Here is a 26,826-nt window from a genome sequence, read left to right on the forward strand (position 1 = left end):
CGGGTTTTTGTAAACAGTCCGTCAGGCCTTGCGGTTCACTAAGTACTGCTGGCCGAGCGTCCAGAGGTTCGACACCGTCCAGTAGACCAGGACCCCGATGGGGAAGAACGCCCCGCCGAGGGCGAAAACGATGGGCAGGGCGTAGAGGAGGATCCGCTGCTGGCGGACCAGCGGGTTGTCGGCGTCCCCCGTGGTCATGGTGCGGGCGGACACGAGTTTCTGGGTCAGGAACTGGCATGCGGTCATCACCAGGATCATGGCGACGGCGAGCACGGCGACTGCCGCCGCGTCACCGCCGCCATGGAGGAGGGAGGCCGACAGCGGCGCACCGAAAATGGTGGACACGTTGAATTGCTCCGCCTGGGCGGCCTCCATGGCGCCAATGCCTGTCCCCCGCCCCACTGCGTCGGGGATGCCGGCGAGCACCTGGAAGAGGCCCAGGAAGAACGGCGCCTGGATCAGCAGCGGCAGGCAGGCGGAGAACGGGTTGGTGCCGTGCTTCTTATACAGGGCCATCTGTTCCTGGGCCATAGCCTGCCGCGACGGCTGGTCCGTCCTGCCTGCATATTTCTCCTGCAGCGCCTTGAGGTCAGGCTGCAGCTGGCGCATGCGCCGCTGGGCCCGCACCTGCGCCAGGAACACGGGGACCAGCGTGGCGCGGACCACCAGCACCAATCCGATGATGGCCAGCGTCCAGGTCCCTCCGCCGTCCGCGGGCAGGCCCAGGGCGGTCAATCCGTCGTGGAAGGCCACCAGGACTGCGGACATCAGCCACCTAAATGGCTCCATGACCTGTGCAAGAACATCCACCGATTCCCCCGTTCGACAGTTGCTGCAAAACTACTGCCCTTCGGAGAAACAGGAAAGCCCCCGGAATCTCGGGGGATTCCGGGGGCTTAGCCTGTAGCGGTGGGGAGGCTCGATCTCCCGACCTCACGATTATGAGTCGTGCGCTCTAACCAACTGAGCTACACCGCCACGAATGAGAAAAACCTGCGTCAAGCCGGTCAAAACCGCCCTGACGCAGGCCCTCATTCAGAGCCCCCCACCGGAATCGATCCGGTGACCTCGTTCTTACCAAGAACGCGCTCTACCACTGAGCTAGGGGGGCAACGAGTAAATACTCTACCGGAAGATTTACTCACCAACAAATCGGCCTGAACGGCCGTCCGGGCGGCCCGCAACAGTTGCGATTCCGGGCTGAAGCTCCTCAGATTTCCGCGTGTTTCCGGGGATCCTGAGCATGCCAGAGGCCGGATGTACGACGGCGGAAGGCGCCTTTGGGAGCCTCCCCGCCGCCGTTTGAGGTACCGAATGTGTCCAGCCCCACATGCGGGCGGAGATTTCGGACAGATAACGGGACTTGAGTTGGCCTGACGTCACGGTATCTGCCCAAGAACTCATGCGGGTTAAACGGCGATGGGCCGGCTCGAAAGCCGGCCCATCGCCGTCGTGCATGGATCTAACCTGCGGAAGGTTTACCACTTGCCCTTGCGGTTGAAGTCGCGGTGACCGCTGTCGCCGCCGCTGCGGGGCTTGCGGGAGCCGTCGCCGTGGCCGCCGAAGCGGGAGTCGCTGGACTGGCCGCGGTCACCGAAGCTGCGGTCGGAGCGCTCGCTGTAAGAGCGGCCGCCGCGGTCAGCCGAGGAACGCTCGCCGTCGTTCTTCCGGAATTCCTTCTTGAACCCGCCGTTGCCCTTGAAGTTGCCGCCGCGGTCGCCGCCACGGTTGCCCTGGTAGGCGCCACGGTCACCGGAAGGCTTGCGGCCGTTGTCCAGTTCGAGGTGGATCAGCTCGCCGCCGATCCGGGTGCGGGACAGTGCACGCAGCTGCTCGGGGCTCAGGTCCGCGGGCAGCTCCACGAGGGAGTGGTCCGAGCGGATGTCGATGCCGCCGATCTGTGCGGAGGAGATGCCACCCTCGTTGGCGATGGCGCCCACGATCGAACCGGGCATGACACGCTGGCGGCGGCCCACCGCAATGCGGTAGGTGGCGTTGCCTTCGGTCAGCTGGCGGGTGGGGCCACGGGAGCCGAAGCCGTCCTTGGAGCGCTCGCGCTTCTGGAAGTCCGGAGCTGCAGCCAGTTCCTTGACGAGCAGCGGCTGTCCGCCCTGGGCCATGACAGCCAGTGCAGCAGCAATCTCCGCAGCGGGAACGTTGTGCTCTTCTTCGTAGGAAGCGATGAGGTCGCGGAACGCAGAGATATCTTCCGAGGCAAGGGTCTCGGTGATCTTTTCGGCAAACTTGCCCAGGCGCAGCGTGTTGACCGTCTCGGCAGTCGGCAGGTGCATCTGTTCCACCGGCTGGCGGGTGGCCTTCTCGATGGAACGCAGCAGGTACTTCTCGCGGGGCGTCATGAACAGGATGGCTTCGCCGGAACGCCCGGCGCGGCCGGTGCGGCCGATCCGGTGCACGTAGGACTCGGTGTCGTGCGGGATATCGTAGTTGACCACGTGGCTGATGCGCTCCACGTCAAGGCCACGGGCCGCGACGTCGGTGGCCACGAGGATGTCGATCCGGCCTTCCTTCAGCGCGTCCACGGTGCGCTCGCGCTGCTGCTGCGGGATGTCGCCGTTGATGGCGGCAGCCTGGAAGCCGCGGGCGCGCAGCTTGTCAGCCAGGTCCTCGGTGGCCATCTTGGTGCGCACGAAGGCGATGACGCCGTCGAACTCTTCAACCTCGAGGATGCGGGTCATGGCGTCCAGCTTCTGCGGGCCCATGATCTGCAGGTAGCGCTGGCGGGTGTTGGCACCGGTGGTGGTCTTCGACTTGACCTGTACCTCGGCGGGGTCGTTCAGGTACTGCTTGGACATCCGGCGGATCTGGCCCGGCATGGTGGCCGAGAACAGGGCCACCTGGCGGTCCGAGGGGGTCTGCTGGAAGATCTGCTCCACGTCTTCGGCGAAGCCCATGCGGAGCATTTCGTCGGCCTCGTCCAGCACCAGGTACTGCAGCTCGGACAGGTCAAGGGAACCCTTGGAGATGTGGTCGATCACGCGGCCTGGGGTACCCACAACAACCTGGGCGCCGCGGCGCAGGCCGGCCAGCTGGGGGCCGTACGCGGAGCCGCCGTACACGGGCAGGACGGTGAAGTCGTCGATGTGCTTGGCGTAGGAGGTGAAGGCCTCGGCAACCTGGAGTGCCAGCTCACGGGTGGGGGCGAGGACGAGGGCCTGGGTCTTGCGGGACGGGCCGTTGAGGTCGTGGAGTTCCGCCAGGCGGGACAGTGCCGGCACTGCGAATGCTGCAGTCTTGCCGGTACCGGTCTGCGCCAGGCCAACAACGTCGCGGCCTTCGAGCAGCAGCGGGATGGTGGCGGCCTGGATGGGCGAGGGCTTCTCGTATCCAACATCCTGCAGGGCGGCCAGGACGCGGCCGTCGATGCCGAGATCGGCGAACTTCACGGTGTCGTCCTCGTCGGCGTCAGCCTTGGCGTCGTTTTCAACCTTAGCGTCGCCGTTCGTCTCGGCATCAGCTGCGGGGGCGGCAGCCGGGGCTGCTTCCTCAATCGCGGGGGTTGCTGCCTCGTCGATGGCTTCGGTGGTTTCGTTCTGGTTTTCGGGCATAGGGAAATATTCCTCATCCATAGGGGGCCAGGCGGCACTACCCGGGGGTGAGCGGAGCCGCAGTACGCGTGCCGTGGGTGCCGGGCAAACGCTGACCGGCCGGTCACAGAAGTCCGGCGCTTTCGCAATCCCGTGGCAGGACTTCGCGCTGCATCTCTTGGCTGCTATCCCAGCAGTCTGTACAGCGTTTACTTCAGCCGGCTCTCCCTATGAAAATGCCCGTTAGATGCGGGCCCCAACACTTGCCAGTCCTGCCTCAACAATTGGGCAGGAAAAAGGGATTTCCGGAGTGGGGGATGTTTCAAGTGTAAGGTATGCGCGCCCCGCGTTGGTAATTGAACCGGCGGCGACGGCGGTGAGGTTGCGCACATGGGCGCCGTGCCACGGTACTGCAGCCCGGCGTTACTGCCCAAGCCTGCGCAGCAAAGCCTCGAACTTCTTACCGAACTCGGGCTGCTGGAGCCTGATCTCGCCGTCGGCCTCGGCATCCCGGAGCGCTTCCATGGACTCCAGGTCAGGATCGCTGAACCATTTGCCCACGGTGACACCGTGCCGCGGAACGTACGTGCGGTGGATGTGGTCCCCCGCCTGGATACTGCCGGTCCTGATGACCCGCAGGTAGGCTCCCACCCGCCCTTCGTCGGTGAATCGCTTGACCCACTGGCGCTCCCCCAGCCGCCGCTGGAACGTGGCGCACGGCGTCCGGGGCGAGGTGACTTCCAGCTCCACGTCCAGCCCGATCCTCCACCGCTCACCAATCACCGCGGAGGTGGCATCGATGCCGGCCACGCGGAGGTTCTCGCCAAACTCCCCCGGCGGGACTTCCCGCTGCAGCATGTCGCCCCAATAGTCGGCGTCGGCCTGGGAGTACGCGTAAATGGCCTGGTCCGGGCCGCCGTGGTGGACCCGGTTGGCCTGGATGTCCCCCGTCAGTCCCAGCCGGTGCACCTTGACCGGACCCTCCGCCGGGCGCTTGTCAATGGCGGTCACGCCCACGTTTGAGGCATCCGGCAGGAGCTGGTGGACGCGGCAGACGGCAAGCAGTGAAGCGGTTTCCATGGCTCCAGTCTAGGGTCCGGCCCCTTGGCCCATAGTGTGGGCAGTTCTCCCCTGTTTCAGGCTCGCAGCGGGCACTGGCAGGGGCTACGCTGATGTGCAGATCACAACTTGGGGTGCAGCGCTGTGCCCAATTCACGTGGATGACTGAGGGGGACGCCGTGGATCCAGACGATAAAGGTCCAAAGAACGAGCCGGACAACCAACCGGGCAGCAACGCCGGCAACGGCCTGCCCGGCGGCGATGCACCGTCCCCAGGCGGGGGCAATATTCCCAAACCTCCCCCGTGGCAAGTGCCCAAGCCGGAGCTGCGCCCGGACCTCCTCAACGAACCCGTCACGCCGGTGGACCCGTTCGCCCGTGACCGGGAGAAGCAGCAGAACGAGGCAGTGGCCCGCAAGAAGCGCTCCCAGCGGCGCACCGTCGTCGTCGGCCTGGGCGTGACCGCCCTGCTCGCCGGCACCATCACCGCCGTCGTGGCCAGCAACCAGGACGATCCCGAATACGCCCAGGTGTGCTTCAACGACGAAACCGGCGAACGCGTAGAGGACGCCAGCTGCAACAGCTCGGCGGGGCGCAGCGGCGGCATCTACGCCTGGTACTTCTACTCGCGTGGCGCCTCCGTCCCGGCCGTGGGCCAGAACAGGTCCACGGCACCGAACTACACCCGGACCATGCCCAGCGGCGCCAAGGCCTCCACCGGCTACAGCAGCAAGGGCGGCACCGTCAGCCGCGGCGGATTCGGCACCAGCGCCAAGAGCGGCACCAGCGGCGGCAAGAGTTCGGGGGGCTGAGCGTGAAGCGGTTGCTGTCAAACCCACGCCCGGGCTGGAAACAGAAAATTGAAGAACAGGGCCTGGTCTTCTCCACCACCACCATGGATGACGGCCGGAAGATCGAATACTGGAACGAGTCCGCCTACTACGAGTTCACCGAAGATGAGGTGGAACGGCTCGAGGAAACGGCCGAGGAAATGCACCGCATGTGCCTCGAGGCCGCCAAGTTCCTGGCCACCGGCGCCATGGGCCCTATCGGTATTGGCCCGCAGGCCCTGGAGCTTGCCGCCGAGTCGCTCCAGGCCGGCGACGTTGATGTCTACGGCCGGTTCGACTTCATCTACGACGGGCAGGGCGGCCCGGCCAAGATGCTTGAATACAACGCGGACACCCCCACCGGCCTGATCGAGGCTGCGGTGGCCCAGTGGTTCTGGCTCCAGGACGTGTTCCCGGAAAAGGACCAGTGGAACGGCATCCATGAAGCGCTGATCCGGCAGTGGAAGAAGTTCCAGTACCGTACCGGCATGTCCACCCTGCATGTGGCCCACTCCGAGGTGGAGGAATCCGGCGAAGACTGGATGACCGCCGCCTACATGCGGGACGCCGCCAGCCAGGCCGGCTGGACCACCATCGGCATCAACATGTCCGACATCGGCTGGGACCCCAACCTGAACAGGTTCGTGGACATGGACAACTTTATGATCAGCACCATCTTCAAGCTCTACCCGTGGGAGCTGATGATGAAGGAACCGTTCGGACCCCGTCTGCTGGAGCGTGCCCACAACCCGCGCTGGGTGGAACCGGCGTGGAAGATGCTGCTCTCCAACAAGGCGCTCCTTGCCGCGCTCTGGCACCTCTACCCCAACCACCCCAACCTGCTGCCGGCCTACCTGGACAATCCCGGTCCGCTGAAGGAGTGGGTGGCCAAGCCGCTGCATGGCCGCGAGGGCGACAACATCAAGATCCATGCACCGGGAATCAGCCTGGAACAGCCCGGCGGGTACGGCCGGGAAGGCTGGTGCTACCAGCAGTACCGGCAGCTGCCCGACTTTGACGGCAACCATCCGGTGCTGGGCCTGTGGGTGGTGGACGGCGAATCCGTGGGCTGCGGCATCAGGGAATCGGACGGGCCCATCACGGACTACTTCTGCCGCTTCGTACCGAACACCATCGACGCGCCCGCACCGCTGGGCGCCGGAACTTCCTCCAGCAAGGCAGGTATCACCCTATGAGCACAGACATGACGACGGCGGGAGGCCCGGGCGGCCCGTCCGGCACCACCGTCCAGGCCAAGGGCCTGCGCGCCGGCATCCTGGACCTCGGCGACTCCGTCATGCTCGGCCTCGCCTCCACGGCACCGGTGTACTCCCTCGCCGCGACGCTGGGCCTGATCGTGGCGGTCAACGGCAACTACACCCCGTTCGTGCTGCTGCTCGGGTTCATCCCGGTCCTGTTCATCGCCTACGCCTTCCGGGAACTGAACAGTGCCATGCCGGACTGCGGCACCACCTTCACCTGGTCGCGGCGGGCCTTCGGTCCCTGGGCGGGCTGGATGGGTGGCTGGGGTGTTGCGCTCGCAGGGATTGTGGTGTTGGCGAACCTGGCCCAGGTGGCGGGGCAGTACCTGTGGCTGCTCATCGGTGACGGATCCCTGGCCCAGAACAAGCTGGTGGTCACGGGCACGGGTGTGCTCTTCATTGTGCTGATGACGCTCGTGAACTACCGGGGCATCCGGCTGGGCGAGCACGTCCAGCGGGTGCTGACCTACGTGCAGTACATCGCCCTGGGCATTTTTGCTTTGGCGATTGTGATCAGGATTGTGGGCGGCCCGCCAGAGGGGCAGGCCTTCGACTTTGAGTGGTTCAACCCGGTGGGCGCGTTCGCAGACCCCGGTGCCGTGGTGCATGGATCCCTGCTGGCGCTGTTCATCTACTGGGGCTGGGACACCTGCCTGGCCCTGAACGAGGAAACCGAAAACCCGTCCAAGACCCCCGGCCGCGGCGCCGTCATCTCGGCGTTCGTGCTGGTGGCCATCTACGTCTCCGTGGCGCTGCTGGTGATGATGTACGCCACCGTTGGCAGCGATGGCATTGGCCTGGGCAACGAGGCCAACCAGGCCGATGTCTTCCTGGCCATGAAGGACGTGGTGCTGGGCCCGTGGGGCTGGCTGATCGTCGTCGCGGTCCTTGCCTCGGTGCTGTCCTCCACGCAGACCACCATCCTGCCCACGGCCCGCGGCACCCTCTCGATGGGGACGCACGGCGCGCTGCCGCCCAAGTTCGGCGAGGTACACCCGCGGAACCAGACGCCCGGGTTCTCCACCAAGGTGATGGGCATTGCGGCCGGGGCCTACTACGTGGTGATGAGTTTCCTCAGCGAGAATCTGCTGGCCGATTCCATCAGCGCCATCAGCCTGTTCATCGCCTTCTACTACGCGCTGACCGGGTTCGCCTGCTTCTGGTACTTCAGGGGCACCCTCCGTGAATCGGCACGCAACCTGTGGTTCCGCGGCATCCTCCCGCTGCTGGGCGCACTGCTCCTCACCGCAGCGTTCTTCATCTCTGCCGTGCAGATGTGGGACCCGGCCTACGGCGATACGCAGATCTTCGGCGTCGGCGGCGCGTTCGTCAGCGGCGTGGTGCTGCTGGCCCTGGGCGTGGTGCTCGCCGCCGTCTGCCGGTTCCTGCCCTCCACCCGCGGCTACTTCCTGGCCAAGAAATGACCGGTGACGCCATGGCTGCCGGCCCCTCAGACGTCCTGGACCTCGACGCCCTGCTTAGCGGCGAAGAGCTGTCCCTGCGGCAGAAGGTACGCGACTTCACCGCCCAGCGGATCAGGCCGGACATCGCCCGCTGGTACGAGGACGGCGTCTTCCCCGTGGAACTGGCGCCGGAGCTCGGTGAGCTCGGCGTGCTGGGCATGCACCTGGAGGGTTATGGCTGCCCGGGCCGGACCGCCGTCGACTACGGGCTGGCGGCTATGGAACTGGAGGCCGGCGACTCCGGGATCCGCACCTTCGTGTCGGTCCAGGGCTCGCTGGCGATGACCGCCATCCACACCTGGGGCTCCGAAGAGCAGAAACAAGAATGGTTGCCGCGGATGGCCGCCGGCGAGGTAATCGGCTGTTTTGCGCTGACCGAGCCCAGTGCCGGTTCCGATCCGTCCTCCATGGCCACCACGGCCACGCGTGACGGCAGCGGAGACAACGCCGGGTGGATACTTAGCGGCGCCAAACGCTGGATCGGGCTCGCGTCCGTGGCCGGCGTGATGGTGGTGTGGGCCATGACAGTTGACGGTGTCCGCGGATTCCTGGTCCCCGCAGGCACCCCCGGCGTCACCGCCACGCCCATCGGACAGAAGCTGTCCATGCGCGCATCGATCCAGTGCGACATAACGTTCGACGGCGTCCGGCTGGGTCCCGAGGCGCTGCTCCCCGGAGCGTTCGGCCTGCGCGGCCCGTTCACCTGCCTGAACGAAGCCCGGTACGGCATCGCCTGGGGCGCCATGGGTGCAGCCCGTGACTCCTACGAAGCGGCGTTGGCCTACTCGCAGGACCGCCTGCAGTTCGGCAGGCCGCTGGCGGGCTACCAGCTCACCCAGGAGAAGCTGGTGAACATGCTGGTGGAAATCCAGAAGGGAACCATGCTGGCGCTGCACCTGGGCCGACTCAAGGACGCCGGCACCATCCGGCCCGAGCAGATCTCGCTGGGGAAGCTGAACAACGTCCGCGAGGCCATCAAGATCGCCCGCGAAGCCCGCACCATCCTGGGCGGGAACGGCATCACCCTGGACTACCCGCCGCTGCGGCACGCCGCCAACCTCGAGTCGGTGCGCACCTACGAGGGCACCGACGAGGTCCACACCCTGATCCTGGGCCAGCACATCACGGGCCTCCCCGCCTTCCGCTAACCCCTCCGCCAACTGACCCGCAGTTGTTGTCGTTTTCGCGGCTCAGAACGACAACAACTGCCAGTTAGTTGGGAAGGGGCGGGCAAAAGGGGACACCCCCGGGAACCTACGCCGAGAAGCCGCCGTCTGCCTTGATCAGCTGCCCCGACACCCAGCGGCCCGCCGGCGACAACAGGAACGCCACCGTCCCGGCGACATCGGCGGGGGTTCCCAACCGCCCCGTGGGCTGGCGCGCAACCACTGATTCCCGCACCTCGTCGGACATCCAGCCGGTATCCACCGGGCCGGGATTGAGGACATTAGCTGAAATGCCCCGGGGTCCCAGCTCGCGTGCAGCGGCGATCACGATCCGGTCCAGCGCCCCCTTGGACGCACCGTAGGGAAGGTTGAAGGCTGTGTGGTCGCTGGTCAGCGCAACGACCGCGCCGCCGTCGTCCGTTGCCTGCCGTGCGAACGCGGCGATCAGCTGCCAGCTGGCCCGGGTGTTGACGGCGAAATGCCGTTCGAAGGCTTCGAGGCTGGTATCGAGGATGCCGGAGTCCACGGACTCGGCGTGGCTGAGCACGAGGCCCTGCAGGGGCCCGGCGAGCTCGACGGCCTCCGCGACCAGGCGCTCCGGCACCGCCGGGTCCTGCAGGTCCGCCGACAGGACGTGGACCTGGGCGCCAATGGCTTCGAGCTCGGCGGTCAGCCGGACTTCATCCTCGGGATCACTCCCCCACGGCATCCGGCCGTCGTAGTCCTCCCAGCCTGCCAGCACCAGGTCCCAGCCGTCGGCCGCGAGCTGGCGCGCGATCCCGGCCCCGATTCCGGCCAGCCGGCCGGCACCCGTAACCAGGGCAACGTTGCGGGCAGGGACCGGAGCCGTGGATTCCATGCGTCCCAGCCTAGCCGCGCCGGGCAGGGACCCCGTTCACGCCGCTGCGTGCTCCGCCCCGGCCTGAGCTTCCCCGGCGCCGCGGTACTTCCGGATGGTGGCGCTGATGACGGCGGCGATGGTGCACATGGCGGCCGCACCCAGCCACGCGTAGGTGTAGTGCCCCGTGGCGTCCCGGAGCGCACCTGCGGCCAGCGCTGCGGCGGCGGCCCCCAGCTGGTGCGCCGCGAACACCCAGCCGAACACCACGCTGCCGTCCGCACCGAAGGTTTCGCGGCAGATGGCGGCCGTTGGGGGCACGGTGGCCACCCAGTCCAGGCCATAGATCACCACGAACACGATCATGCTGGGCTGGACCTCGGCGCTGAGCAGCAGCGGGAGCACCAGCAGGCCGATGCCGCGGAACTGGTAGTAGACGGCCAGCAGGACGCGCGGGTTGAACCTGTCCGTGAGCCACCCGGAGGCGATGGTTCCGAGGATGTCGAAGATCCCGACGACGGCCAGCAGCCCCGCGGCGGTGGTTTCCGGCATGCCGTGGTCGTGCGCAGAGGGGATGAAGTGGGTGCCGATCAGGCCATTGGTGGTGGCGCCGCAGATCGCGAAGCCGGCGGCCAGTGCCCAGAACGTACGCACCTTGCTGGCCCGGCGGAGCACCTGCAGGGCGCGGACGGCAGCGTTGGCGCGCGGACCGGCGTCGGTGGCAGGCTGCGCCGGTGCCGCTCCCCGTGACTGAATTGCAGCCGCTGACCGCGTTTCTTCCGGGTCAGCGCCGTAGGGCAGGACGCCGGCTTCAGCAGGCGAGTTCTTGAGGAACTTCAGCACCAGCGGGACCACGGCCAGGGCACCGGCAGCGATCAGCAGCGAAGCTTGCCGCCAGCCCGGGTCCTGCGCGAGCATGGCGATGAGGGGCAGGAAGACCAGCTGGCCCGCGGCGCTGCCGGCCGTCAGGATGCCGATCACCAGTCCGCGGCTCCTGGTGAACCAGGTGTTGGCGATGGTGGCGGCGAAGACCAGTGCCATGGAGCCGGTGCCCAGGCCGATCAGCAGGCCCCAGGTCAGCAGGATCTGCCAGGACTGGTTCACCAGGACGGTGAGGGCGCTTCCCATGCCGATCAGCACCAGTGCCGTGGCCGTCACGGCCCTGACACCGAAGCGCTCCATCAGGGCCGCGGCGAACGGTGCCGTCAGGCCGAACAGGACCAGGTTGATGCTGACCGCCGCGGACAGGACGGTGGTACTCCAGCCGAATTCCTGCTGCAGCGGGACCATGAGCACTCCCGGCGCTGCCCGGAAACCGGCTGCGCCCACCAGGGCGAGGAAGGCCACGGCCGCCACGATCCAGGCGGGGTGCAGCCGGCGGGGAGGACGTGCCTGCTCCGCGCCGTTGGGGCGTTCCGGGGCATCGGCCGCCTGCTCGTCGGGGACGGCCGTTTCGTCGGGCAGGGTGCTCATGCCGCGGTTCCGTTGTGGGTGGCGGTGGCAAGGGCCACGGGCGTTTCGGACCGCGTCTGGCTGTGCCAGCTGGTGTTGGCGGCGGTGAGCTGCTGGCCGCAGGACGTGCAGGTATCGGCGGACGTGGTGCGCTGCCCGCAGTCCGAATGGATCACGAACATGTGGGCCTTCTCCGAGGGCGCCGGTAGGTGCTTCTCCGACCAGATCGTCACAGCGTTCAGGACCGGGAGCACGTCCTCGCCTTTGACGGTGAGGACGTACTCCTGGCGGGTGCGGCCGCCGTCGTCGTAGGCCTGCTTCGCCAGCAGCCCGGCGTCGACCAGGCCTGCAAGGCGCTTGGTGAGCACCGAGTCCGCCGCCTCCAGCCGGGCCTTCATGGCGTCGAAGCGGCCGTTGCCGAAGAAGACCTCGCGGAGGACCAGGATGGTCCAGGGGTCACCCAGGACGTCCAGGCCGCGGGCCATGCTGCAGTTTCGGCGGGACCAGTCTGATCGAAGTGGCATACCGGAAACGCTAGCTGACTTCTTTCAAGAAAGCCAGCATCCGACCCACCGTTACGGGATCGCAGAGAACGCCTGTTCCAGGTCGGCCACCAGGTCCTCTTTGTCCTCAATGCCGCAGGAGAGGCGCAGCAGGTTCACCGGCACGGCAAGCTCGGTGCCCTTGACCGAAGCGTGGGTCATTTCGGACGGGTAGTTCATCAGCGATTCGATGCCGCCCAGGGATTCGGCCAGCGTGAACACCGAGGTGGATTCGGCCACCTTCCGGGCAGCCGCCTCGCCGCCCTTGAACTGCACGGACACCATGCCGCCGAAGCTCCGCATCTGCTTGCTGGCCAGCTCGTGCCCGGGGTGGGACGGCAGGCCCGGGTACAGGACGGCTTCCACCTCGGGGCGTTCCAGCAGCCATTCGGCCACGGCCTGGCCGTTCTCGCTGTGGCGGTCCATCCGCACGCCCAGGGTCTTCAGGCCGCGGGTGGTGAGGAAAGCGTCCATCGGCCCGGACACCGCACCCACGGCGAACTGCACGAAGCCGATCTTTTCCGCCAGCTCAGCATCCTTGACCACCACGGCGCCGCCCACTACGTCCGAGTGGCCGCCGATGTACTTCGTGGTGGAGTGGACCACGACGTCGGCGCCCAGGGCGAGCGGGTTCTGCAGGTAGGGAGACGCGAAGGTGTTGTCGACCACCAGGAGGGCACCGGCGTCGTGCGCTATGTCCGCGAGCGCGGCGATGTCCGTGATCTTCATCAAGGGGTTGGACGGGGTCTCCACCCACACGAAGCGGGTCTTGTTGGCGGCGACGGCGCTGCGGACGGTGTCCAGGTTGGCCATGTCCACCGGGGTATTGCCGATGCCCCAGTCGCCCAGCACGCGGCTGATCAGCCGGTACGTGCCGCCGTAGGCATCGTTGCCGAGCACGATGTGGTCACCGGGCCGGGTGAGGGCCCGGATCAGGGCGTCCTCAGCCGCCAGGCCCGAGCTGAAGCTGTAGGCGTGGGTTCCCAATTCCAGTGCGGCCAGCTGTTCCTGCAGGGCGTCCCGGGTGGGATTTCCGCCGCGGCCGTACTCGTAGCCGCCACGGAGATTGCCGATGCCGTCTTGCGCGTACGTCGAGCTGAAGTGCAGCGGGGGCACCACCGCGCCCGTGCGGGGCTCGAAGGCCTGGCCGGCGTGGACGGCGCGGGTGTTGAAACCTTGGTTTTCCTGCAGGGACATGGTGCTCCTTCGTGTGTCTGGTTTCGACGGGCCCAGCCACCGCCGGCGGCCGGGCCAACTGCCGGGATTAGTTGCTGAGGTACGCCAGAAGGTCGTGCCGGGTGAGGATGCCGATGGGGGCGCCCACGAACGTGACCATCACGGTGTCCACGTCGGAGAGCAGCTCGCGGGCCGCCGAGATGCTTTCCAGCGATCCGATGACGGGCAGCTTGGGGCCCATGTGTTCGGCGATCTTGTCCGTCAGCTTGGCTTCGCCGCGGAAGAGCTTGGCCGTCAGGGTGCGTTCGTCCACGGCGCCGAGGACCTCGCCCATCACCACCGGGGGTTCCTGCGAGAGCACCGGGATGTGGCTGACGCCGAACTCGTTCATGATGTTGATGACGTCGCGGACCGACTCGTTGGGGTGGATGTGCACCAGGTCCGGCAGTTCACCGTTCTTGGACTTGATGACCTCGCCCACGGACGTTTCCTCGCCGCCGGCCAGGAAGCCGTAGGAGCGCATCCACTGGTCGTTGAAGATCTTGGCGAGGTAACCGCGCCCGGAGTCAGGCAGGATCACGACGACGACGGCTGATTCGGGGAGGTCCTTCGCCGCCTGCAGGGCGGCCACCACGGCCATCCCCGACGAGCCGCCCACCAGGAGCCCTTCTTCGCGGGCAAGCCGGCGGGTCATGGCGAAGGAGTCTGCGTCGGTGACGGCGATGACCTGGTCCGGGACGGACTTGTCGTAGTTCGCCGGCCACATGTCCTCGCCCACGCCCTCGACGAAGTACGGCCGGCCGGTACCGCCCGAGTAGACCGAACCCGACGGATCCGCTCCGATGATCCGGACCACGCCGCCGTCGGACTCGGGACGGTCCGCCGAAACCTCCTTGAGGTAGCGGCCGGTGCCGGTGATGGTGCCCCCGGTGCCTGCCCCGATGACCACATGGGTGACCTTGCCGTCGGTGTCCTGCCATATCTCCGGACCGGTAGTTTTGTAGTGGCTGCCCGGCGCTGCCGGGTTGGAGAACTGGTCCGGCTTGTAGGCGCCCGGCGTTTCGCGGACCAGCCGGTCCGAGACGCCGTAGTAGCTCTGTGGGCTGTCCGGCGGCACGGCGGTGGGTGTGACCACAACCTCGGCGCCGTACGCCTGCAGGACCGCCCGTTTGTCCTCGCCCACCTTGTCCGGGACGACGAAGATGCACTTGTAGCCCTTTTGCTGTGCCACGAGTGCCAGGCCCACTCCGGTGTTGCCGGAGGTGGGTTCGATGATGGTGCCGCCGGGCTGCAGTTTGCCTTCCCGTTCGGCGTCCTCAACCATCTGCGCCGCGATGCGGTCTTTGATGGACCCGCCAGGGTTCAGGTACTCAACTTTCACAAGAACGGTGGCCCTGATGCCCTCGGTCACGTGGTTGAGTTTGATGAGCGGGGTGTTGCCGATGAGGTCCAGGATGGACTGGGCGTACTTCATAGGTATAAAGCTACCGCTTCCTGCACGCGCCACCCGGCCCGGGGTGCGACGATAAGGCGGTGAAGCAGTTCGCATGGGCCAAGGCTGCCCGCAGTTACCTGCTGCCCGGTGCCGCGCTGGCGGCAGGCCTGGCAGCACTGGCCACAGGCATACTCCCCCTGCCGGCGTTCAGTGAGCTGGCCGGACGGACGGTGCCCATCCTGGGCTTTGTCCTGGCCATGTCCATGGTCACCGAACTGGTGGACGAGGCCGGGCTCTTCCGCGCGGTGACGGGAAGGCTCGCAGCCCTGGGCCGGGGCAGGGTGTTCACGCTGTGGCTGCTGGTGATCGCACTGGCCACCGTGTCCACGGTCTTCCTATCCCTGGACACCACCGCTGTACTGGTGACGCCGGTGGTGGTCCTCCTGGCCATGCACGCCGGAATTCCGCCGCTGCCGTTCGCCCTGACCAGCATCTGGCTGGCCAACACGGCCTCGCTGCTGCTGCCCGTCTCCAACCTGACCAACCTGCTGGCCCAGGAGCGGCTGGGGCTGAGCCCGGTGCAGTTCGCCGGGCTGGTGTGGGCGCCTGCAGCGGTGGGCTTGTTGGTCCCCCTTGTCCTGCTGTGGCTGGCGTTCCGGCGCGACCTCCGCGGGCAGTACCGGCCACGGCCCGTCCGCCCGGCCCGGGACCGGCCCCTTCTGGCGATAGCCGCGGCCACGCTGCTGGTCCTGCTGCCGGCGCTGGTGTCCGGCCTGCCGGTCCAGTACCCCGCACTTGCCGCGGCCGCTTTCCTCATGGCTGTGTTCGCCTGGCGCCGGCCGGCGGCCTTGAAGTGGTCCATGGTGCCGTGGCGGCCCCTGATGCTGACGGCCGGACTGTTCATGCTGATGGAAGCCCTGCATGCCAACGGCCTCACCGCCCTGCTCGATGGCGTGGCAGGTTCCGGCGAGGACCTTCGCGCACTCCTTCAGCTGGCCGGGGTGGGGGCGGGCGCTGCGAACGTGGCCAACAACCTGCCGGCCTACCTCGCCTTGGAACCCGTGGCGGACTCCCCCGCCCGGCTTGCCGCGCTCCTGATCGGGGTCAACCTTGGGCCGCTGGTGAGCCCGTGGGCATCCCTGGCCACGCTGCTGTGGCACGAGCGGCTCCGCGTTCTGAACGTCCCCGTCAGGTGGGGCGGCTTCGCGCTGGCCGGGCTGGTGGCGGCGCTGCTGACGCTCCCCCTCGCCGTCCTGGCCCTGTGGTCCGTGTCAGGAATGCACTAAGGCTCAGGCGCCTGCCGGTTGGTTGGCCCCGCCAGTTTCGCCGGCCTCGCTGGCGGGAAGGTTCTCCCACAGCCCCAGCACGTTGCCTTCGGTGTCCTTGAAATAAGCGAAGTGGCCCATGCCAGGGATGGTTTCCTTGGCCCGCACCACCGCTCCACCCAGGGATTCGACAGCTTTGAGAGTGGCGTCGATGTCCGGCACATCCACGGTGATGACGGGTGAGGCCAGGTCCGCCTCCCGGTCCATCATGCCCCCGTTGATCGCGCCCGGTTCCGTGGGCCTGCCCGAGGAGTCCATCGGCGTGGTGGTGACGTTGGTGTAGTAATCCATTCCCGGCACCGGTTCCAGTGTCCAGCCCAGGGCCTGCCGGTAGAACTCTGCTGCCCGTCCGCGGTCGTCCGCGGGGATTTCGAAATGCACTACTCCGCCCATGGCGTCTTCCTGCCCTTCCCGGCCGGGCGCGGCGGCTCCGCGCCTCACGCTGGATTCTAGTCCGGCCCGTCTCCGCTGATAAGGGCCCGCCATGTCGCAGGGCCGTGGGACGATTAAGGCATGACCATCGCAGCAGCACCTCCCCGGCTTGCCGCCGGCGCGGACGTGTCCCTGTGCTGGTACCCGGAGGGCTCCTACAGCCTGGCCCGCACCCTTGGCCCGCTGCTGCGGGGCCACAGTGACCCCTCCTTCAGTGTCCAGGGAGACGTCATCTGGAACGCGTTCACCACGGCGGACGGTCCGGCCACGCTGCGACTCAGCCCGGTGGGAGGTACTGCTGCCGGAGCGCACGACGACGGCCCCGGGGTCCCTGCCCGGGTGGACGTCCAAGCGTGGGGACCGGGCGCCGAACTGGCGGCACGGGCAGCTCCCCGGCTGATGGGCGCAGATGACGACTGGTCCGGCTTCGACGAGCCGGAATTCCATGCCACGCTGCCCCGGATGGTCCGCGAAGCCCGGCGCCGGAGCCAGGCGCTGCGGCTCCCCGCCAGCGGCCGGATGGTCGACCAGCTGGTGCCCATCATCCTGGAGCAGAAGGTCACGGTCATCGAGGCCCGGCGGGGGTACCGGTACCTGGTGCAGCGGTACGGAACCCCTGCCCCGCCGGCCGGCACGTCAACACCCAAGGGCCTGCTGGTGCCGCCCACGGCCACCCAATGGCTGCAGGTTCCCAGTTGGGAGTGGCACAAGGCCGGTGTGGGACCCCAGCGTTCGGCCACGGTCATGCGGGCGCTGCGCTCCGCCGCCGCGCTTGAACGGCTGGCCGGGCTGCCGGCGGCCGAGGCTGGGCTGAAGATGCAGACCATCCCGGGCATCGGGATCTGGACGGCGGCTGAAGTGGTGCAGCGGACCCACGGCTGCCCGGACTCCATCGCCGTGGGTGACTACCACCTCGCGGCCTACGTGGGGGCGGCCCTGACCGGACGCCGGACCGACGACGCCGGGATGCTCCGCCTGCTCGAACCCTGGAACGGTCAGCGGCAGCGGGTAGTACGGATGATCCAGAGCACCGGCTTCCGCAAGCCGACTTTTGGCCCCCGGATGACCATCCAGGACCACCGCGGGCACTAACCGCCGGACTGAACGCGTAAGGCGGCCCGCAGGTGGGTAAGGTATCCGGATGGATGCGGCAACGAATGCGACCCCCGGTACCAATGAGCCCGAAGAGGACAGCCATGTCCAGCTTCAACTGGCCATCTTCAACGTCACCCGCGAGGCGGAGGGCAACGACCTGGAGGAGATCAAGGCGAGGCTCCGGGCGGAATTCGCCCGCCGCGGCGTCCAGTCGCCGCCGGCCACCTGGCTGGACTCGGTGGCGTCCGCCGCGTTCTACGGGAAGCCGTATCTCGTGGACCTCCCCTCCGCGCTGGCCGCTGATGATGCAGTGCCCGCGCCCACCGAGGAGGTGAGGGAACAGCTCGAACTGCGGCGGGAGCTCCGGAACGAAAAGCTGCCCGCGGGCATCCTCCCCGCCGCGTCCGAATGGAAGCTGTCGCGGGACGAGGTGACCACGGCCGGACCCGCCCCATCGCCGGGCGGGCGTCCCGCCCACAGCGCGGAAGGGAGTGCCGCCGGCTTCCGCCCGCTGCTCGTGGCAGCCGCGCTCGCCGCCGCCGTCGTCCTGGCGTTTGCCGCTGCGCGGTCAACCCGCCGAGGCGCCCGCCGGACAAAATAGGCCGCCTCTGCCAAAGGTAGGGCTGCGCCGCAGGAACGAAGGAAGGGTTACAGGCCCAGCCGGGCCACCGCTTCCTGCCGCATCTCCACCTTGCGGATCTTCCCCGAGACCGTCATGGGAAAGCTGCTGCGGATCTCGACGTAGCGGGGCACCTTGTAGTGGGCCAGCTGCCCGCGGCAGAAGTCGGCCACAGCCGCAGCATCCAGCGGTTCGGCGCCAGGCTTGAGGATGATGCAGGCCATCAGTTCCTCACCGTACTTTTCGTCCGGCACCCCGATCACCTGGACGTCCTGGACCGCCGGGTGGGTGTAGAGGAACTCCTCGATTTCACGGGGGTAGATGTTCTCGCCGCCGCGGATCACCATGTCCTTGATCCGGCCCTCCACCAGCACGTAGCCGTCGGCGTCCATCCGGGCGAGGTCTCCCGTGTGCATCCAGCCCTCGGCATCGATGGCCTCCGCGGTCTTGTCCGGCTGGTTCCAGTATCCGTCCATCACCGCGTAGCCGCGCGTGCAGAGTTCGCCGATCTCCCCGTGCTCCACCACGGCGCCGGACACGGGGTCCACGATCTTGCTCTCCAGGTGCGGCATGGTCCGGCCCACCGTTTCGGTGCGGTGCTGGAGGGTGTCGCCCTTGCGCGTCATGGTGGACACCGGCGACGTCTCGGTCATGCCGTAGCAAATGGCCACGTCCGTCATGTTCATGTCCGCGATGACGTGGTTCATCACCTCGATGGGGCACAGCGAACCCGCCATCACCCCGGTGCGCAGCGTGGAGAGGTCGTACGAGGCGAAGTCGGGCAGGGCGAGCTCGGCGATGAACATGGTGGGCACACCGTACAGGGAGGTGCCGCCGAAATCCTGAACCGCCTCCAGCGCCGCCGCCGGCGAGAACCCGCGGCCGGGGATGATGGTGGCGGCGCCGTGGCTCAGGGCGTTGAGGTTGCCGATCACCATCCCGAAGCAGTGATAGAACGGCACCGGGATCACCACACGGTCGTGCTCGGTGTAGCCCAGCAGTTCCCCGATGGCGAAGCCGTTGTTCAGGATGTTGTGGTGCGTGAGGGTGGCGCCCTTGGGGAAACCCGTGGTGCCGGAGGTGTACTGCAGGTTGATGGGATCGTGAGGGTCCAGTTCCGCCATCCGCGCCTTCAAGGCGGAGTGCCCGACGGCGTCAGCCCGCTTGAGCAGCTCGGCGTACGTCTGCTCCGCGTCGCTGAGCGGGGACACGGCGTCGTCCACGTCCCCTCCCGGGACTGCGCTTCCTCCCGGGACCGGGAGGAACACCAGTTCCCGCAGCTCCGGACAGCCGGCGAGCGCCTGCCGGGCCATGCCCACGTAATCGCTGTTGGTGTCCGAGGGCGCGGTCACGAGGGTGCGCATCCCGTTCTGCTTCACCACGAATTCAAGCTCGTGGCTGCGGTACGCCGGGTTCACGTTGACCAGGACGGCTCCCACCTTCGCGGTGGCGTACTGCAGCAGCGTCCATTCGGCGCAGTTGGGGCTCCAGATGCCCACCCGCTCCCCCTTGGCCACGCCCAGGGCGAGGAGCGCGCGGGCCAGCCGGTCGACGTCGTCGTTCATCTTGCTGTAGCTCCAGCGGCGCGCGTCGGCGCCCGGCACCGGCGCCGCCTCGATCAGGGCGTCGTGGTACGGGAACCTGGCGGCCACCCGCTCGAAGTTCGCACCAATGGTCTCCTCGAGCAGCGGAACGTCAGTGTCCCCGGCTGTGTAAGCACGCATGCAGGCACGCTACCAACAGGGAGGCGCCAATGACAGCATCCGGATCGCATGTCCGCCGCAACACGGCGGGAAGCGGCGCCGTCTCCCGGTATTGTGAAATCCATGAGTGCACCGATCGACCTGCAGGCAACGTTCATCCCCAACGAGGGCGAGTTCTTCCGCGTGAAGCTGGCCCTGGAAATAGCCATCGACGAGGTGGTGAACGAGCCGGGCTGCATCCGCTACGAGCTGACGGAAGCCACCGAGGAAAAGCTGGTGCTGACCGAACAGTGGGCCTCCGAGGAGGACCTGGCCAAGCATTCGAAGGGCACCGCGGTGCAGGACCTCAACGAATCGCTGAGCGCGCTGCTGGCTGAGCCCGTCAAGGTGGAACGCGTCTAGCAGGCCTCTGAAACCAAAAGAGCGGGACCTCCCTGTAGGAGGTCCCGCTCTTTGGTTTTGGAATTCTTTACAGGTCCGGGATCTGCGAGCCGTCCTGGGGGCCTGAGGGCTTGGCCGCAGCTGTTGCCTCTTCACGCTGCTTGGCCACGTGGGCGTGGACTTCCTCCATGTCCAGGGCCTTCACGGCGTCCACCACTTGCTCCAGCTGCTGGGCGTTCAGCGCACCGGGCTGGGAGAACACCAGCACCTTTTCGCGGAAGGCCATCAGGGTGGGGATAGAGGAAATGCCTGCCTCCGCCGCGAGCTGCTGCTCGGCTTCGGTGTCCACCTTGGTGAAGAGGACGTCCGGGTGCTTCTCGGAAACGGCCGAGTACGTGGGCCCGAACTGCTTGCAGGGGCCGCACCATTCTGCCCAGAAGTCGACCAGGACAATGTCGTTGCCTTCGATCGTCGATGCGAACTGTTCACCTGTGATGTCAAGGGTAGCCATGGAACAACGGTACGCGTGATGCCGCCGCCATGCGTGGCTGTTCGCTGCACGCGTCATCGGGAATAACCCGGCCCTGCACATGTACACGGACGCTCCGTGGGCTTAGCCTGTGGTCATCAGCCCCGCAGCGGCACCCGGGAGGGCACCATGGACATCGCGGTTTCCGCGCGTTCCCTGACCAAGAGCTTTGGCCGCCGCGAAGTCCTGCACGGCGTCGACTTTGAGGTGCAGGCGGGCAGTGTTTTCGGTGTGATCGGCCCCAACGGCGCAGGCAAGACCACCACCATGCGTTGCCTCCTGGACATCATCCGGCCCAACGGCGGTGAGGTGCGGGTCCTGAGCCAGGACCCCCGGGCGGGCGGGCCGGACCTGCGCCGCCGCATCGGCTACCTCCCGGGCGAGCTCTTCCTCGAAGGCAGGGTGACGGGGCGGAAGCTGCTGTCCCACTACGAGGCGGTCAGCGGACCGGTGCCGCCCGGCAGGATTGATGAACTCGCGGAGCGGCTGGACCTCGACCTGGACCGGCACACCCGCAAGCTGTCCAAGGGCAACAAGCAAAAACTGGGCCTGGTGCAGGCCTTCATGCACCAGCCCGAACTGCTGGTGCTGGACGAACCCACCAGCGGGCTGGACCCCCTGATCCAGCAGGAGTTCCACGCCATGCTGCGCGAGGCCCGCCACAACGGCCAGACCATTTTCCTCAGCTCCCACGTCCTCAGCGAGATCCAGCAGACCGCTGACACGGTGGCCATCCTCCGCGACGGCCGCATCATCGCCGTCGAATCCGTGACGGGGCTGCGGGAGAGCGCGGTGCGGCACCTCCGCTTCACGGCCTCCCACGCGGCGGCGTCCGACGCCGTTGCGCTGCTCACAGCGGTACCAGGCATCGGAAACATCGAGGTGCTGGAGTCCAACGGCGGGGTCACCCTGTCCGCGGTCCTCGAGGGCGCCATCCAGCCACTGCTCCATGCGTTGGGACGGCTTGAACTGACCGACCTTGTGCTGGAGGAGCCAGACCTTGAGGAGTCCGTGCTGAAGATGTACGCCATGCCACGGAAGGAAGTCCGGTGATGCATCCCGCGGGTACCAGGCTTCCGCTGTTCCGGCGGGCCTTCTTCGACTCGTGGCGCTCCACGCTTGCCTGGGCGGCCGGACTCGCTGCGGCGGCGTTCCTGTACCTCCCGCTGTACCCCTCCATCGGCGGCAGCGACCAGATGCAGGAAATGATCAACGCCCTGCCGGCGGAGATGACCCGCGCACTGAACTACGACCAGATCGCCTCCGGACCCGGCTACACGCAGGCCACTTTGTTCGGGCTGATCGGTTTCCTCCTCATGAGCATCGCCACCGTGGCCTGGGGCGCTGCTGCCGTGGGCGGCGATGAGGAGTCAGGACAGCTTGAACTGACGCTGGCCCATGGCGTGCGGCGGGTGCAGGTAGTCCTGGAACGCGCACTGGCGCTGCTGTTGCGGGTGCTGGTGCTGGCCGGCCTGGCTTTCGTCATCGTCACCCTGCTGAACGGCCCATCGCAACTGGATATCGACCCCGCCAACCTATTCGGCGCCGTGGTGCTGTTCGCCGGGCTTGGCCTGCTCACGGGGACCTCGGCGCTGTTCGTGGGCGCAGCGACCGGACGCCGCACGTACGGGCTCGCGGCAGGAGCGGCGGTGGCGGTGCTCGGCTACGTCTTCAACGCCGTCGGCCGGCAAAGCCCGGACGTGGAGTGGCTGCTCAAGGTCAGCCCCTACCACTGGGCCTACGGCAACTCCCCCATGGTCAACGGGGCCGACTGGGCTGCTGCCGGATGGCTCTGGGGCATCTCCGCGGCACTGGTGGTGCTGGCCGCCGTCGCGCTTGAACAACGCGACGTCGGCGCGTAGCCGGCACCGCTGGTTCAGAAGCCGTCACGGGTAGCGCTCAGGGCAGGCATTTGGAACCCGGCGTTTGGGGCTACGCGTTACGGCCAGGTGTGCGGAGCCGGCGTGCGGCTTCCGGGCAACTGGCTGGATTCACGCCATTCATGAATCCACTCGGGCAGAACCAGGTCCGCGGGCGGCTGGCCGAACTCGCGGAGAATCTCCTCCTGGCTGACCGGACCGGACCTGCTGACCAGGCGGGTGGCGATGTAGGCACGCGCGTAGATTTCGCCGTCGGCCACCATCCGCTGTTCGAAGAAGATGGCCTTGGTGTCCAGCCCGATAATCCGGGTCTCGATGGTGTACTGCTGCCAGAGCTGCAGGGACTTGCGGAAGGCGATGGTCTCGGCCGCCACCACAGGGCTCCAGCCACGCCGCCGCATCCGCGTCCACACGCCGCTCCGCACCATCAGGTCGAACCGGCCCAGGTCCATTAGGGACAGGTACATGCCGTTGTTGACGTGCATGGCGATATCGATGTCCGTGGGCAGGACCCGCAGCGGCAGGGAAGCACTGTCCCATACGGTGAGCGGACGGCGGCGGGCTGAACGGAACAGCAGGAGCAGGGTCCTCAGGAGAAGGTGCATGACTCGATGTTACCCGCTGGTAACTTTGCGGTGGCGGGCCAGTGTGGAGGTCCCTGACGCCGGCTGTCCACGTAGGATTTCCAGCATGACGCACCAACGCTACCGGGACCTGGCCGAATGGCCGCTGATGGGCACGGCGCTCATCTTCCTGGCAGCCTACGCGTGGCAGGTGATCGGACGCCTTGAAGACAGCGGCGCGAGCTGGCTGGAAGCTGTCATGTGGGCCACCTGGATAGTGTTTGCCGTCGACTATGCGGCCAACCTGTGGCTGGCACCCCGCCGGTGGGACTGGTTCGTCCGCAACCTCCACGAACTGCTCATCGTGGCCCTTCCGTTCTTCCGCCCCCTGCGCCTGCTCCGGCTGGTTACGCTGCTGTCCGTGCTCCACCGGACCGTGGGCGAGACCCTGCGAGGACGCGTAGTTACTTACGTGGCCGGTTCCGCGGGAATGCTCATCTTCGTGGGTGCGCTCGCCGTCCTGGATGTGGAGCAGTCCGCACCGGACGCCAAGATTGTCACCTTCGGAGACGCCCTCTGGTGGGCCATCACCACCATCACCACCGTGGGCTACGGCGACCTCTACCCGGTGACACCGATCGGCCGGATGGTGGCGGCAGCACTGATGATGAGTGGGATTGCAGTGCTCGGCGTGGTCACCGCATCGATTGCTTCGTGGCTGGTGCAGCGGGTGGAGGACACGGCGGAGTCAGTGGCCGAGGCCGTCGAAGAACCCGTCCGCGCCGAGGTTGCGGAGCTGGTGGCCGAGATCTCCGCACTCCGCCGCGAGATCGCTGAACTGAAGGAAAACCGGACCCTCTGAACGGTGCCCGCAGGTATGCGGCAGCCGGTTCCTGAGTACGCGGGCCGGCGGCGGCCAAGTAGCGGGCTGGAAAAGTCGGGTAATTCCTACTGATGCCGGGCTGTTCCCCGGCTTCCTAGACTCGGGATTCCAAGGACAGCACCACGCACCGGCAGTTCCCCGGGTTTGCTCCCCGGGCCCTCCGCCGCCATAAGGAGCCCCCCGCATTTTCTGGGTATGCGGCCGGCCTCATCGCACGCACCGCGCGGCCCCCGCTATGGGCGGCCACGCCGCGTCAGATCTTAATTCTTCCTGCCGAAGCCGGCTTTTTGTGCCCGGGCGGCGGGAGCGCACCCGGATGGGCCACCATGAACCAGCCATACGTCACCACCGATCCCAGCAGCAGAAGCTTCGCCACCGACGAACCCCGCGACACCATCACGCCCGGCCGCCCGGCTATCAGCAACAGGCTCTGGGCCGGGATGGCAACTGCGGCAGTAGTGGCGGCCGTGGGGGTAGGAGCCTTAGCAGGCCCGTCCACCCCGATCGCAAGTTCGCCAAACCAGGGCACGACGACGGCAGGCCAGGTTGCCAATGCCGCACCTGCAGCGCAACCCGCCGCTGCCGGGGACGCCCCGCCCGCTTCAGCCGCTTCTGCGGGGCAGGTTTCCGCGGCTCCGGCGCCGGCACCCCCGGCCGAGGCTGCCGCGGCACCGGCCACCGCACCCGATCCGGCCCCCCCGCCGGCTCCGCAGCCCGCACCTGCCCCTGCACCGGCACCTGCGGCCGATTCCAACCGGTACACGGTGGTGGCGGGCGATACCGTCGGCGCCATTGCCGGCAGGTACGGCGTCGACATGAACGCCATGCTGGCGGCCAACGGGCTGGGTGCCTACAGCATCATCGTTCCCGGGCAGGTCCTCGTGTTGACCGGTCCTGCGGTAAACGTGCCCGCGGCTGCTCCCGCGGCCATCCCTGCAGCAGCCCCGGCACCCGTCGCCGCTGCACCGGCGCCAGCACCCGTGGCCGCACCCGTTGCGCCGGCTGCCCCTGCCGTACGCACCATCTATGTTGCCGGCGCCGGCGGCCAGTCGATGGTGGATGCCTGCATCGGCCCCATTCACTACACCCCGAACGACGGCTACTCGCTCTTTATCACCGAGCACGACTTCTGCGGCGGCTGGGCCCGGTTCTCCGGCATCGGCGTCGGCGAGACCGTGAGCATCCCGGGCTACGGGACGTACAAGGTGACCGGCCGGGGCCAGGTCCCCAACCCCGGTACAACCAATGACGTCATCGCCGTATTCGGCGGCTTCCCCCGGGCCATCCTGCAGACCTGCATTCCGGGGACCACCCAGATGTTGGTGATCGCGCTGAACTGACGGACTGTCAGCCCACCCGAACCCGTTTCTCAGAAGCTTGTCCGCGGGTCCGAACCTTGAGGGTAAGGATCCGCGGACAAGGCCATGACCTGGGACGCCGGCTACACCCCGTGGCGCTCCGAAATGTGTTCCACCAGTTCGCCTACGCGGTGTTCGGAGTAGTTGCGGGCAATGTCGCCCTGGCTGATGATGCCGACGAGTTTATGGTCGGCGATCACGGGAAGCCTGCGGATCTGGTGCTTTTCCATCATGTCGATGGCAGCATCAACGTTGGCGTCGGCGTCGATCCAGTGCGGCGTACCGGAGGCGAGCTCGCGGGCCATCACCCGCCCCGGGTCGCGGCCGGCGGCAACGCACTTGAGCACGATATCGCGGTCGGTGATCATGCCTTTCAGCTTGCCGTCGTCTCCACAGATGGGCAGCGAACCGCAGTCCATGTCCCGCATTGTCCGGGCAGCTTCCACGAGGGACTCATTTTCCTTGATACATCGCGCATCAGTGGTCATGAATTCGCGTACAGCACTCATTGAATCCTCCTTCATCGATGGAATATCGACGCAGGGCATCGGGGCACGTGCGCCGATGGTGCCAGATTACGCCCGGTCCAACACGGATGTCGACGGCGGGCTGCCGCGGCGGATCAGGCGGGAGCTGAAGCGGGGGAAGGTGCCCCGGGGAACGAAAAAACCTCCGGAACCTGTTGGTTCCGGAGGTTTCCCCTTGGGTGGCAGATGAGGGATTCGAACCCCCGTAGGCGTTGCCAGCTGATTTACAGTCAGCCCCCTTTGGCCGCTCGGGTAATCTGCCGAACTTCATAAGAAGACCCTGGCTACAGTCTGTGAAACACACCTTTTCTGTTTCCAGTCCGGTCCGTTCCGCTTCCAGTAACCGCGGGCAAGACAACTTTACAGAACTTCCGCCCAAGAATCGAATCGGGTGGCCCGATGCCCTGAAAAGCCCGGAACGGCGGGGGAAAGGGGGTCGCTTCAGGCCTCGCCAGCAATCCTTCCGGCCAGCCTGGCCTCAAACTTGATGGCCTGCTCCTCGGTGATCTGGTTCAGCTGCACGGCCCGCAACAGGTCCTCGCTGACTCCTGCCATGCGGGAGGATGCGTCAGCCACCGGACTGAAGACGATGGACGCCGCAACAGCTGCTGCCGCCACGGACGTTGCTGCCGTTGCCACTGCTCCTGCAGCCGCCGAAGTGGTCCGGGTGACGTAACTGACGGCCTTGCGGTGCATGGTGGTTCCCTTCGCGACTTTCCAACACGTACAACTGTTCCCACCCCGCCTTCGTTCCCTCCGGGTG

Annotated in this window: 26 protein-coding genes and 3 tRNA genes; 12 read left to right on the forward strand and 17 right to left on the reverse strand. The window is 67.2% G+C overall.

Going from position 1 to position 26,826, the window contains the following annotated elements; all coding sequences use genetic code 11:
• Nucleotides 1-21: 21 nt before the first annotated feature.
• The 5 genes from yidC to BLT71_RS15830 form a co-directional block, all read right to left on the reverse strand.
• A complete protein-coding gene (gene yidC / locus BLT71_RS15810) occupies nt 22-810 on the reverse strand; it encodes a membrane protein insertase YidC (RefSeq protein ID WP_172829990.1) in 789 nt (262 codons plus the stop codon).
• Between the two features lie 94 nt (nt 811-904).
• Nucleotides 905-978 (reverse strand) — tRNA-Met (locus BLT71_RS15815).
• A 61-nt stretch (nt 979-1,039) separates the two neighbouring features.
• Nucleotides 1,040-1,111 (reverse strand) — tRNA-Thr (locus tag BLT71_RS15820).
• Between the two features lie 367 nt (nt 1,112-1,478).
• Nucleotides 1,479-3,566 (reverse strand): DEAD/DEAH box helicase, encoded by a 2,088-nt coding sequence (locus BLT71_RS15825; RefSeq protein ID WP_091722110.1) that lies wholly within the window; start codon nt 3,564-3,566, stop codon nt 1,479-1,481.
• Nucleotides 3,567-3,968: 402 nt separating this feature from the next.
• Entirely contained in the window at nt 3,969-4,625 is a 657-nt protein-coding gene (locus BLT71_RS15830) for an MOSC domain-containing protein (protein WP_091722112.1), read from the reverse strand.
• Between the two features lie 140 nt (nt 4,626-4,765).
• Between BLT71_RS15830 and BLT71_RS20420 the strand changes: the two genes are divergently transcribed.
• The 4 genes from BLT71_RS20420 to BLT71_RS15850 are packed head-to-tail and all read left to right on the forward strand — an operon-like array spanning nt 4,766 to nt 9,307.
• On the forward strand, nt 4,766-5,416 hold the full coding sequence (locus BLT71_RS20420) for a Tat pathway signal protein (protein WP_172829991.1): 651 nt from the start codon (nt 4,766-4,768) through the stop codon (nt 5,414-5,416).
• Between the two features lie 2 nt (nt 5,417-5,418).
• Complete coding sequence (locus BLT71_RS15840; protein ID WP_091722115.1) at nt 5,419-6,630, forward strand: glutathionylspermidine synthase family protein; 1,212 nt, start codon at nt 5,419-5,421, stop codon at nt 6,628-6,630.
• The gene (locus BLT71_RS15845; protein ID WP_091722117.1) at nt 6,627-8,120 is read left to right on the forward strand and encodes an APC family permease; all 1,494 of its coding nucleotides are present in this window, start codon (nt 6,627-6,629) and stop codon (nt 8,118-8,120) included. Before BLT71_RS15840 ends, BLT71_RS15845 begins: the two co-directional genes overlap by 4 nt.
• 11 nt (nt 8,121-8,131) lie before the next feature.
• Complete coding sequence (locus tag BLT71_RS15850) at nt 8,132-9,307, forward strand: acyl-CoA dehydrogenase family protein (RefSeq protein ID WP_231994312.1); 1,176 nt, start codon at nt 8,132-8,134, stop codon at nt 9,305-9,307.
• A 106-nt stretch (nt 9,308-9,413) separates the two neighbouring features.
• Here BLT71_RS15850 and BLT71_RS15855 read toward each other — a convergent pair whose 3' ends face one another.
• The 5 genes from BLT71_RS15855 to BLT71_RS15875 all read right to left on the reverse strand — a co-directional run bounded on the left by BLT71_RS15855 (nt 9,414) and on the right by BLT71_RS15875 (nt 14,807).
• The gene (locus BLT71_RS15855) at nt 9,414-10,184 is read right to left on the reverse strand and encodes an SDR family oxidoreductase (RefSeq protein ID WP_091722123.1); all 771 of its coding nucleotides are present in this window, start codon (nt 10,182-10,184) and stop codon (nt 9,414-9,416) included.
• Between the two features lie 36 nt (nt 10,185-10,220).
• Complete coding sequence (locus tag BLT71_RS15860; protein ID WP_091722126.1) at nt 10,221-11,636, reverse strand: MFS transporter; 1,416 nt, start codon at nt 11,634-11,636, stop codon at nt 10,221-10,223.
• Entirely contained in the window at nt 11,633-12,139 is a 507-nt protein-coding gene (locus BLT71_RS15865) for a winged helix-turn-helix transcriptional regulator (protein WP_091722129.1), read from the reverse strand. The genes BLT71_RS15860 and BLT71_RS15865 overlap by 4 nt, the downstream gene beginning before the upstream one ends.
• A 51-nt stretch (nt 12,140-12,190) precedes the next feature.
• Nucleotides 12,191-13,354 carry a cystathionine gamma-synthase gene (locus BLT71_RS15870; protein WP_091722132.1) on the reverse strand — a complete coding sequence of 388 codons (1,164 nt, stop codon included), beginning with the start codon at nt 13,352-13,354 and terminating at the stop codon, nt 12,191-12,193.
• A gap of 67 nt (nt 13,355-13,421) precedes the next feature.
• Nucleotides 13,422-14,807 (reverse strand): cystathionine beta-synthase, encoded by a 1,386-nt coding sequence (locus BLT71_RS15875; RefSeq protein WP_091722135.1) that lies wholly within the window; start codon nt 14,805-14,807, stop codon nt 13,422-13,424.
• Between the two features lie 59 nt (nt 14,808-14,866).
• Here BLT71_RS15875 and BLT71_RS15880 point away from each other — a divergent pair, with 59 nt between their 5' ends.
• Entirely contained in the window at nt 14,867-16,054 is a 1,188-nt protein-coding gene (locus BLT71_RS15880; RefSeq protein WP_091722138.1) for an SLC13 family permease, read from the forward strand.
• Between the two features lie 3 nt (nt 16,055-16,057).
• Here the strand turns inward: BLT71_RS15880 and BLT71_RS15885 are convergent, their stop codons facing one another.
• A complete protein-coding gene (locus tag BLT71_RS15885; protein ID WP_091722140.1) occupies nt 16,058-16,486 on the reverse strand; it encodes a VOC family protein in 429 nt (142 codons plus the stop codon).
• A gap of 120 nt (nt 16,487-16,606) precedes the next feature.
• Between BLT71_RS15885 and BLT71_RS15890 the strand changes: the two genes are divergently transcribed.
• Complete coding sequence (locus BLT71_RS15890; protein ID WP_091722143.1) at nt 16,607-17,617, forward strand: DNA-3-methyladenine glycosylase family protein; 1,011 nt, start codon at nt 16,607-16,609, stop codon at nt 17,615-17,617.
• A gap of 49 nt (nt 17,618-17,666) precedes the next feature.
• Entirely contained in the window at nt 17,667-18,221 is a 555-nt protein-coding gene (locus BLT71_RS15895) for a hypothetical protein (protein ID WP_091722146.1), read from the forward strand.
• A 47-nt stretch (nt 18,222-18,268) separates the two neighbouring features.
• Here BLT71_RS15895 and BLT71_RS15900 read toward each other — a convergent pair whose 3' ends face one another.
• On the reverse strand, nt 18,269-19,963 hold the full coding sequence (locus BLT71_RS15900; protein ID WP_091722149.1) for an AMP-binding protein: 1,695 nt from the start codon (nt 19,961-19,963) through the stop codon (nt 18,269-18,271).
• 102 nt (nt 19,964-20,065) lie between these two features.
• Between BLT71_RS15900 and BLT71_RS15905 the strand changes: the two genes are divergently transcribed.
• On the forward strand, nt 20,066-20,344 hold the full coding sequence (locus tag BLT71_RS15905) for a putative quinol monooxygenase (protein ID WP_091722150.1): 279 nt from the start codon (nt 20,066-20,068) through the stop codon (nt 20,342-20,344).
• Nucleotides 20,345-20,411: 67 nt separating this feature from the next.
• Here BLT71_RS15905 and BLT71_RS15910 read toward each other — a convergent pair whose 3' ends face one another.
• Nucleotides 20,412-20,834 (reverse strand): thioredoxin family protein, encoded by a 423-nt coding sequence (locus BLT71_RS15910; protein WP_091722154.1) that lies wholly within the window; start codon nt 20,832-20,834, stop codon nt 20,412-20,414.
• Nucleotides 20,835-20,981: 147 nt separating this feature from the next.
• Between BLT71_RS15910 and BLT71_RS15915 the strand changes: the two genes are divergently transcribed.
• A complete protein-coding gene (locus BLT71_RS15915) occupies nt 20,982-21,905 on the forward strand; it encodes an ABC transporter ATP-binding protein (protein WP_091722157.1) in 924 nt (307 codons plus the stop codon).
• On the forward strand, nt 21,905-22,714 hold the full coding sequence (locus BLT71_RS15920; protein ID WP_091722159.1) for an ABC transporter permease subunit: 810 nt from the start codon (nt 21,905-21,907) through the stop codon (nt 22,712-22,714). Before BLT71_RS15915 ends, BLT71_RS15920 begins: the two co-directional genes overlap by 1 nt.
• Nucleotides 22,715-22,791: 77 nt before the next feature.
• On the opposite strand, the gene BLT71_RS15925 is transcribed toward BLT71_RS15920, so the two are convergent.
• Nucleotides 22,792-23,337, reverse strand: coding sequence for an acyl-CoA thioesterase (locus BLT71_RS15925; protein WP_091722162.1), 546 nt, complete (start codon nt 23,335-23,337; stop codon nt 22,792-22,794).
• An 85-nt stretch (nt 23,338-23,422) separates the two neighbouring features.
• Here BLT71_RS15925 and BLT71_RS15930 point away from each other — a divergent pair, with 85 nt between their 5' ends.
• The gene (locus tag BLT71_RS15930; RefSeq protein ID WP_091722164.1) at nt 23,423-24,157 is read left to right on the forward strand and encodes a potassium channel family protein; all 735 of its coding nucleotides are present in this window, start codon (nt 23,423-23,425) and stop codon (nt 24,155-24,157) included.
• Nucleotides 24,158-24,504: 347 nt separating this feature from the next.
• Nucleotides 24,505-25,518 (forward strand): LysM peptidoglycan-binding domain-containing protein, encoded by a 1,014-nt coding sequence (locus tag BLT71_RS15935; protein ID WP_091722167.1) that lies wholly within the window; start codon nt 24,505-24,507, stop codon nt 25,516-25,518.
• A gap of 101 nt (nt 25,519-25,619) precedes the next feature.
• Here the strand turns inward: BLT71_RS15935 and BLT71_RS15940 are convergent, their stop codons facing one another.
• From BLT71_RS15940 to BLT71_RS15950, 3 genes are all read right to left on the reverse strand, one after another.
• The gene (locus BLT71_RS15940; protein WP_091722170.1) at nt 25,620-26,045 is read right to left on the reverse strand and encodes a CBS domain-containing protein; all 426 of its coding nucleotides are present in this window, start codon (nt 26,043-26,045) and stop codon (nt 25,620-25,622) included.
• Nucleotides 26,046-26,243: 198 nt separating this feature from the next.
• A tRNA-Tyr gene (locus BLT71_RS15945) sits at nt 26,244-26,325 on the reverse strand.
• A 179-nt stretch (nt 26,326-26,504) separates the two neighbouring features.
• On the reverse strand, nt 26,505-26,759 hold the full coding sequence (locus BLT71_RS15950; RefSeq protein WP_056075580.1) for a hypothetical protein: 255 nt from the start codon (nt 26,757-26,759) through the stop codon (nt 26,505-26,507).
• Between the last annotated feature and the right edge of the window lie 67 nt (nt 26,760-26,826).

The sequence above is a fragment of the Pseudarthrobacter equi genome (genome assembly GCF_900105535.1).
Classification (GTDB): Bacteria; Actinomycetota; Actinomycetes; order Actinomycetales; family Micrococcaceae; genus Arthrobacter; species Arthrobacter equi.

Bases quoted from the DNA above. Each gene is read 5' to 3' on its own strand.
- BLT71_RS15825 (WP_091722110.1), bottom strand. From the start codon at position 3,566: ATGCCCGAAAACCAGAACGAAACCACCGAAGCCATCGACGAGGCAGCA.
- BLT71_RS15830 (WP_091722112.1), bottom strand. From the start codon at position 4,625: ATGGAAACCGCTTCACTGCTTGCCGTCTGCCGCGTCCACCAGCTCCTG.
- BLT71_RS20420 (WP_172829991.1), top strand. From the start codon at position 4,766: ATGACTGAGGGGGACGCCGTGGATCCAGACGATAAAGGTCCAAAGAAC.
- BLT71_RS15845 (WP_091722117.1), top strand. From the start codon at position 6,627: ATGAGCACAGACATGACGACGGCGGGAGGCCCGGGCGGCCCGTCCGGC.
- BLT71_RS15850 (WP_231994312.1), top strand. From the start codon at position 8,132: ATGGCTGCCGGCCCCTCAGACGTCCTGGACCTCGACGCCCTGCTTAGC.
- BLT71_RS15855 (WP_091722123.1), bottom strand. From the start codon at position 10,184: ATGGAATCCACGGCTCCGGTCCCTGCCCGCAACGTTGCCCTGGTTACG.
- BLT71_RS15860 (WP_091722126.1), bottom strand. From the start codon at position 11,636: ATGAGCACCCTGCCCGACGAAACGGCCGTCCCCGACGAGCAGGCGGCC.
- BLT71_RS15865 (WP_091722129.1), bottom strand. From the start codon at position 12,139: ATGCCACTTCGATCAGACTGGTCCCGCCGAAACTGCAGCATGGCCCGC.
- BLT71_RS15870 (WP_091722132.1), bottom strand. From the start codon at position 13,354: ATGTCCCTGCAGGAAAACCAAGGTTTCAACACCCGCGCCGTCCACGCC.
- BLT71_RS15875 (WP_091722135.1), bottom strand. From the start codon at position 14,807: ATGAAGTACGCCCAGTCCATCCTGGACCTCATCGGCAACACCCCGCTC.
- BLT71_RS15885 (WP_091722140.1), bottom strand. From the start codon at position 16,486: ATGGGCGGAGTAGTGCATTTCGAAATCCCCGCGGACGACCGCGGACGG.
- BLT71_RS15890 (WP_091722143.1), top strand. From the start codon at position 16,607: ATGACCATCGCAGCAGCACCTCCCCGGCTTGCCGCCGGCGCGGACGTG.
- BLT71_RS15895 (WP_091722146.1), top strand. From the start codon at position 17,667: ATGGATGCGGCAACGAATGCGACCCCCGGTACCAATGAGCCCGAAGAG.
- BLT71_RS15900 (WP_091722149.1), bottom strand. From the start codon at position 19,963: ATGCGTGCTTACACAGCCGGGGACACTGACGTTCCGCTGCTCGAGGAG.
- BLT71_RS15905 (WP_091722150.1), top strand. From the start codon at position 20,066: ATGAGTGCACCGATCGACCTGCAGGCAACGTTCATCCCCAACGAGGGC.
- BLT71_RS15910 (WP_091722154.1), bottom strand. From the start codon at position 20,834: ATGGCTACCCTTGACATCACAGGTGAACAGTTCGCATCGACGATCGAA.
- BLT71_RS15915 (WP_091722157.1), top strand. From the start codon at position 20,982: ATGGACATCGCGGTTTCCGCGCGTTCCCTGACCAAGAGCTTTGGCCGC.
- BLT71_RS15920 (WP_091722159.1), top strand. From the start codon at position 21,905: ATGCATCCCGCGGGTACCAGGCTTCCGCTGTTCCGGCGGGCCTTCTTC.
- BLT71_RS15925 (WP_091722162.1), bottom strand. From the start codon at position 23,337: ATGCACCTTCTCCTGAGGACCCTGCTCCTGCTGTTCCGTTCAGCCCGC.
- BLT71_RS15930 (WP_091722164.1), top strand. From the start codon at position 23,423: ATGACGCACCAACGCTACCGGGACCTGGCCGAATGGCCGCTGATGGGC.
- BLT71_RS15935 (WP_091722167.1), top strand. From the start codon at position 24,505: ATGAACCAGCCATACGTCACCACCGATCCCAGCAGCAGAAGCTTCGCC.
- BLT71_RS15940 (WP_091722170.1), bottom strand. From the start codon at position 26,045: ATGAGTGCTGTACGCGAATTCATGACCACTGATGCGCGATGTATCAAG.
- BLT71_RS15950 (WP_056075580.1), bottom strand. From the start codon at position 26,759: ATGCACCGCAAGGCCGTCAGTTACGTCACCCGGACCACTTCGGCGGCT.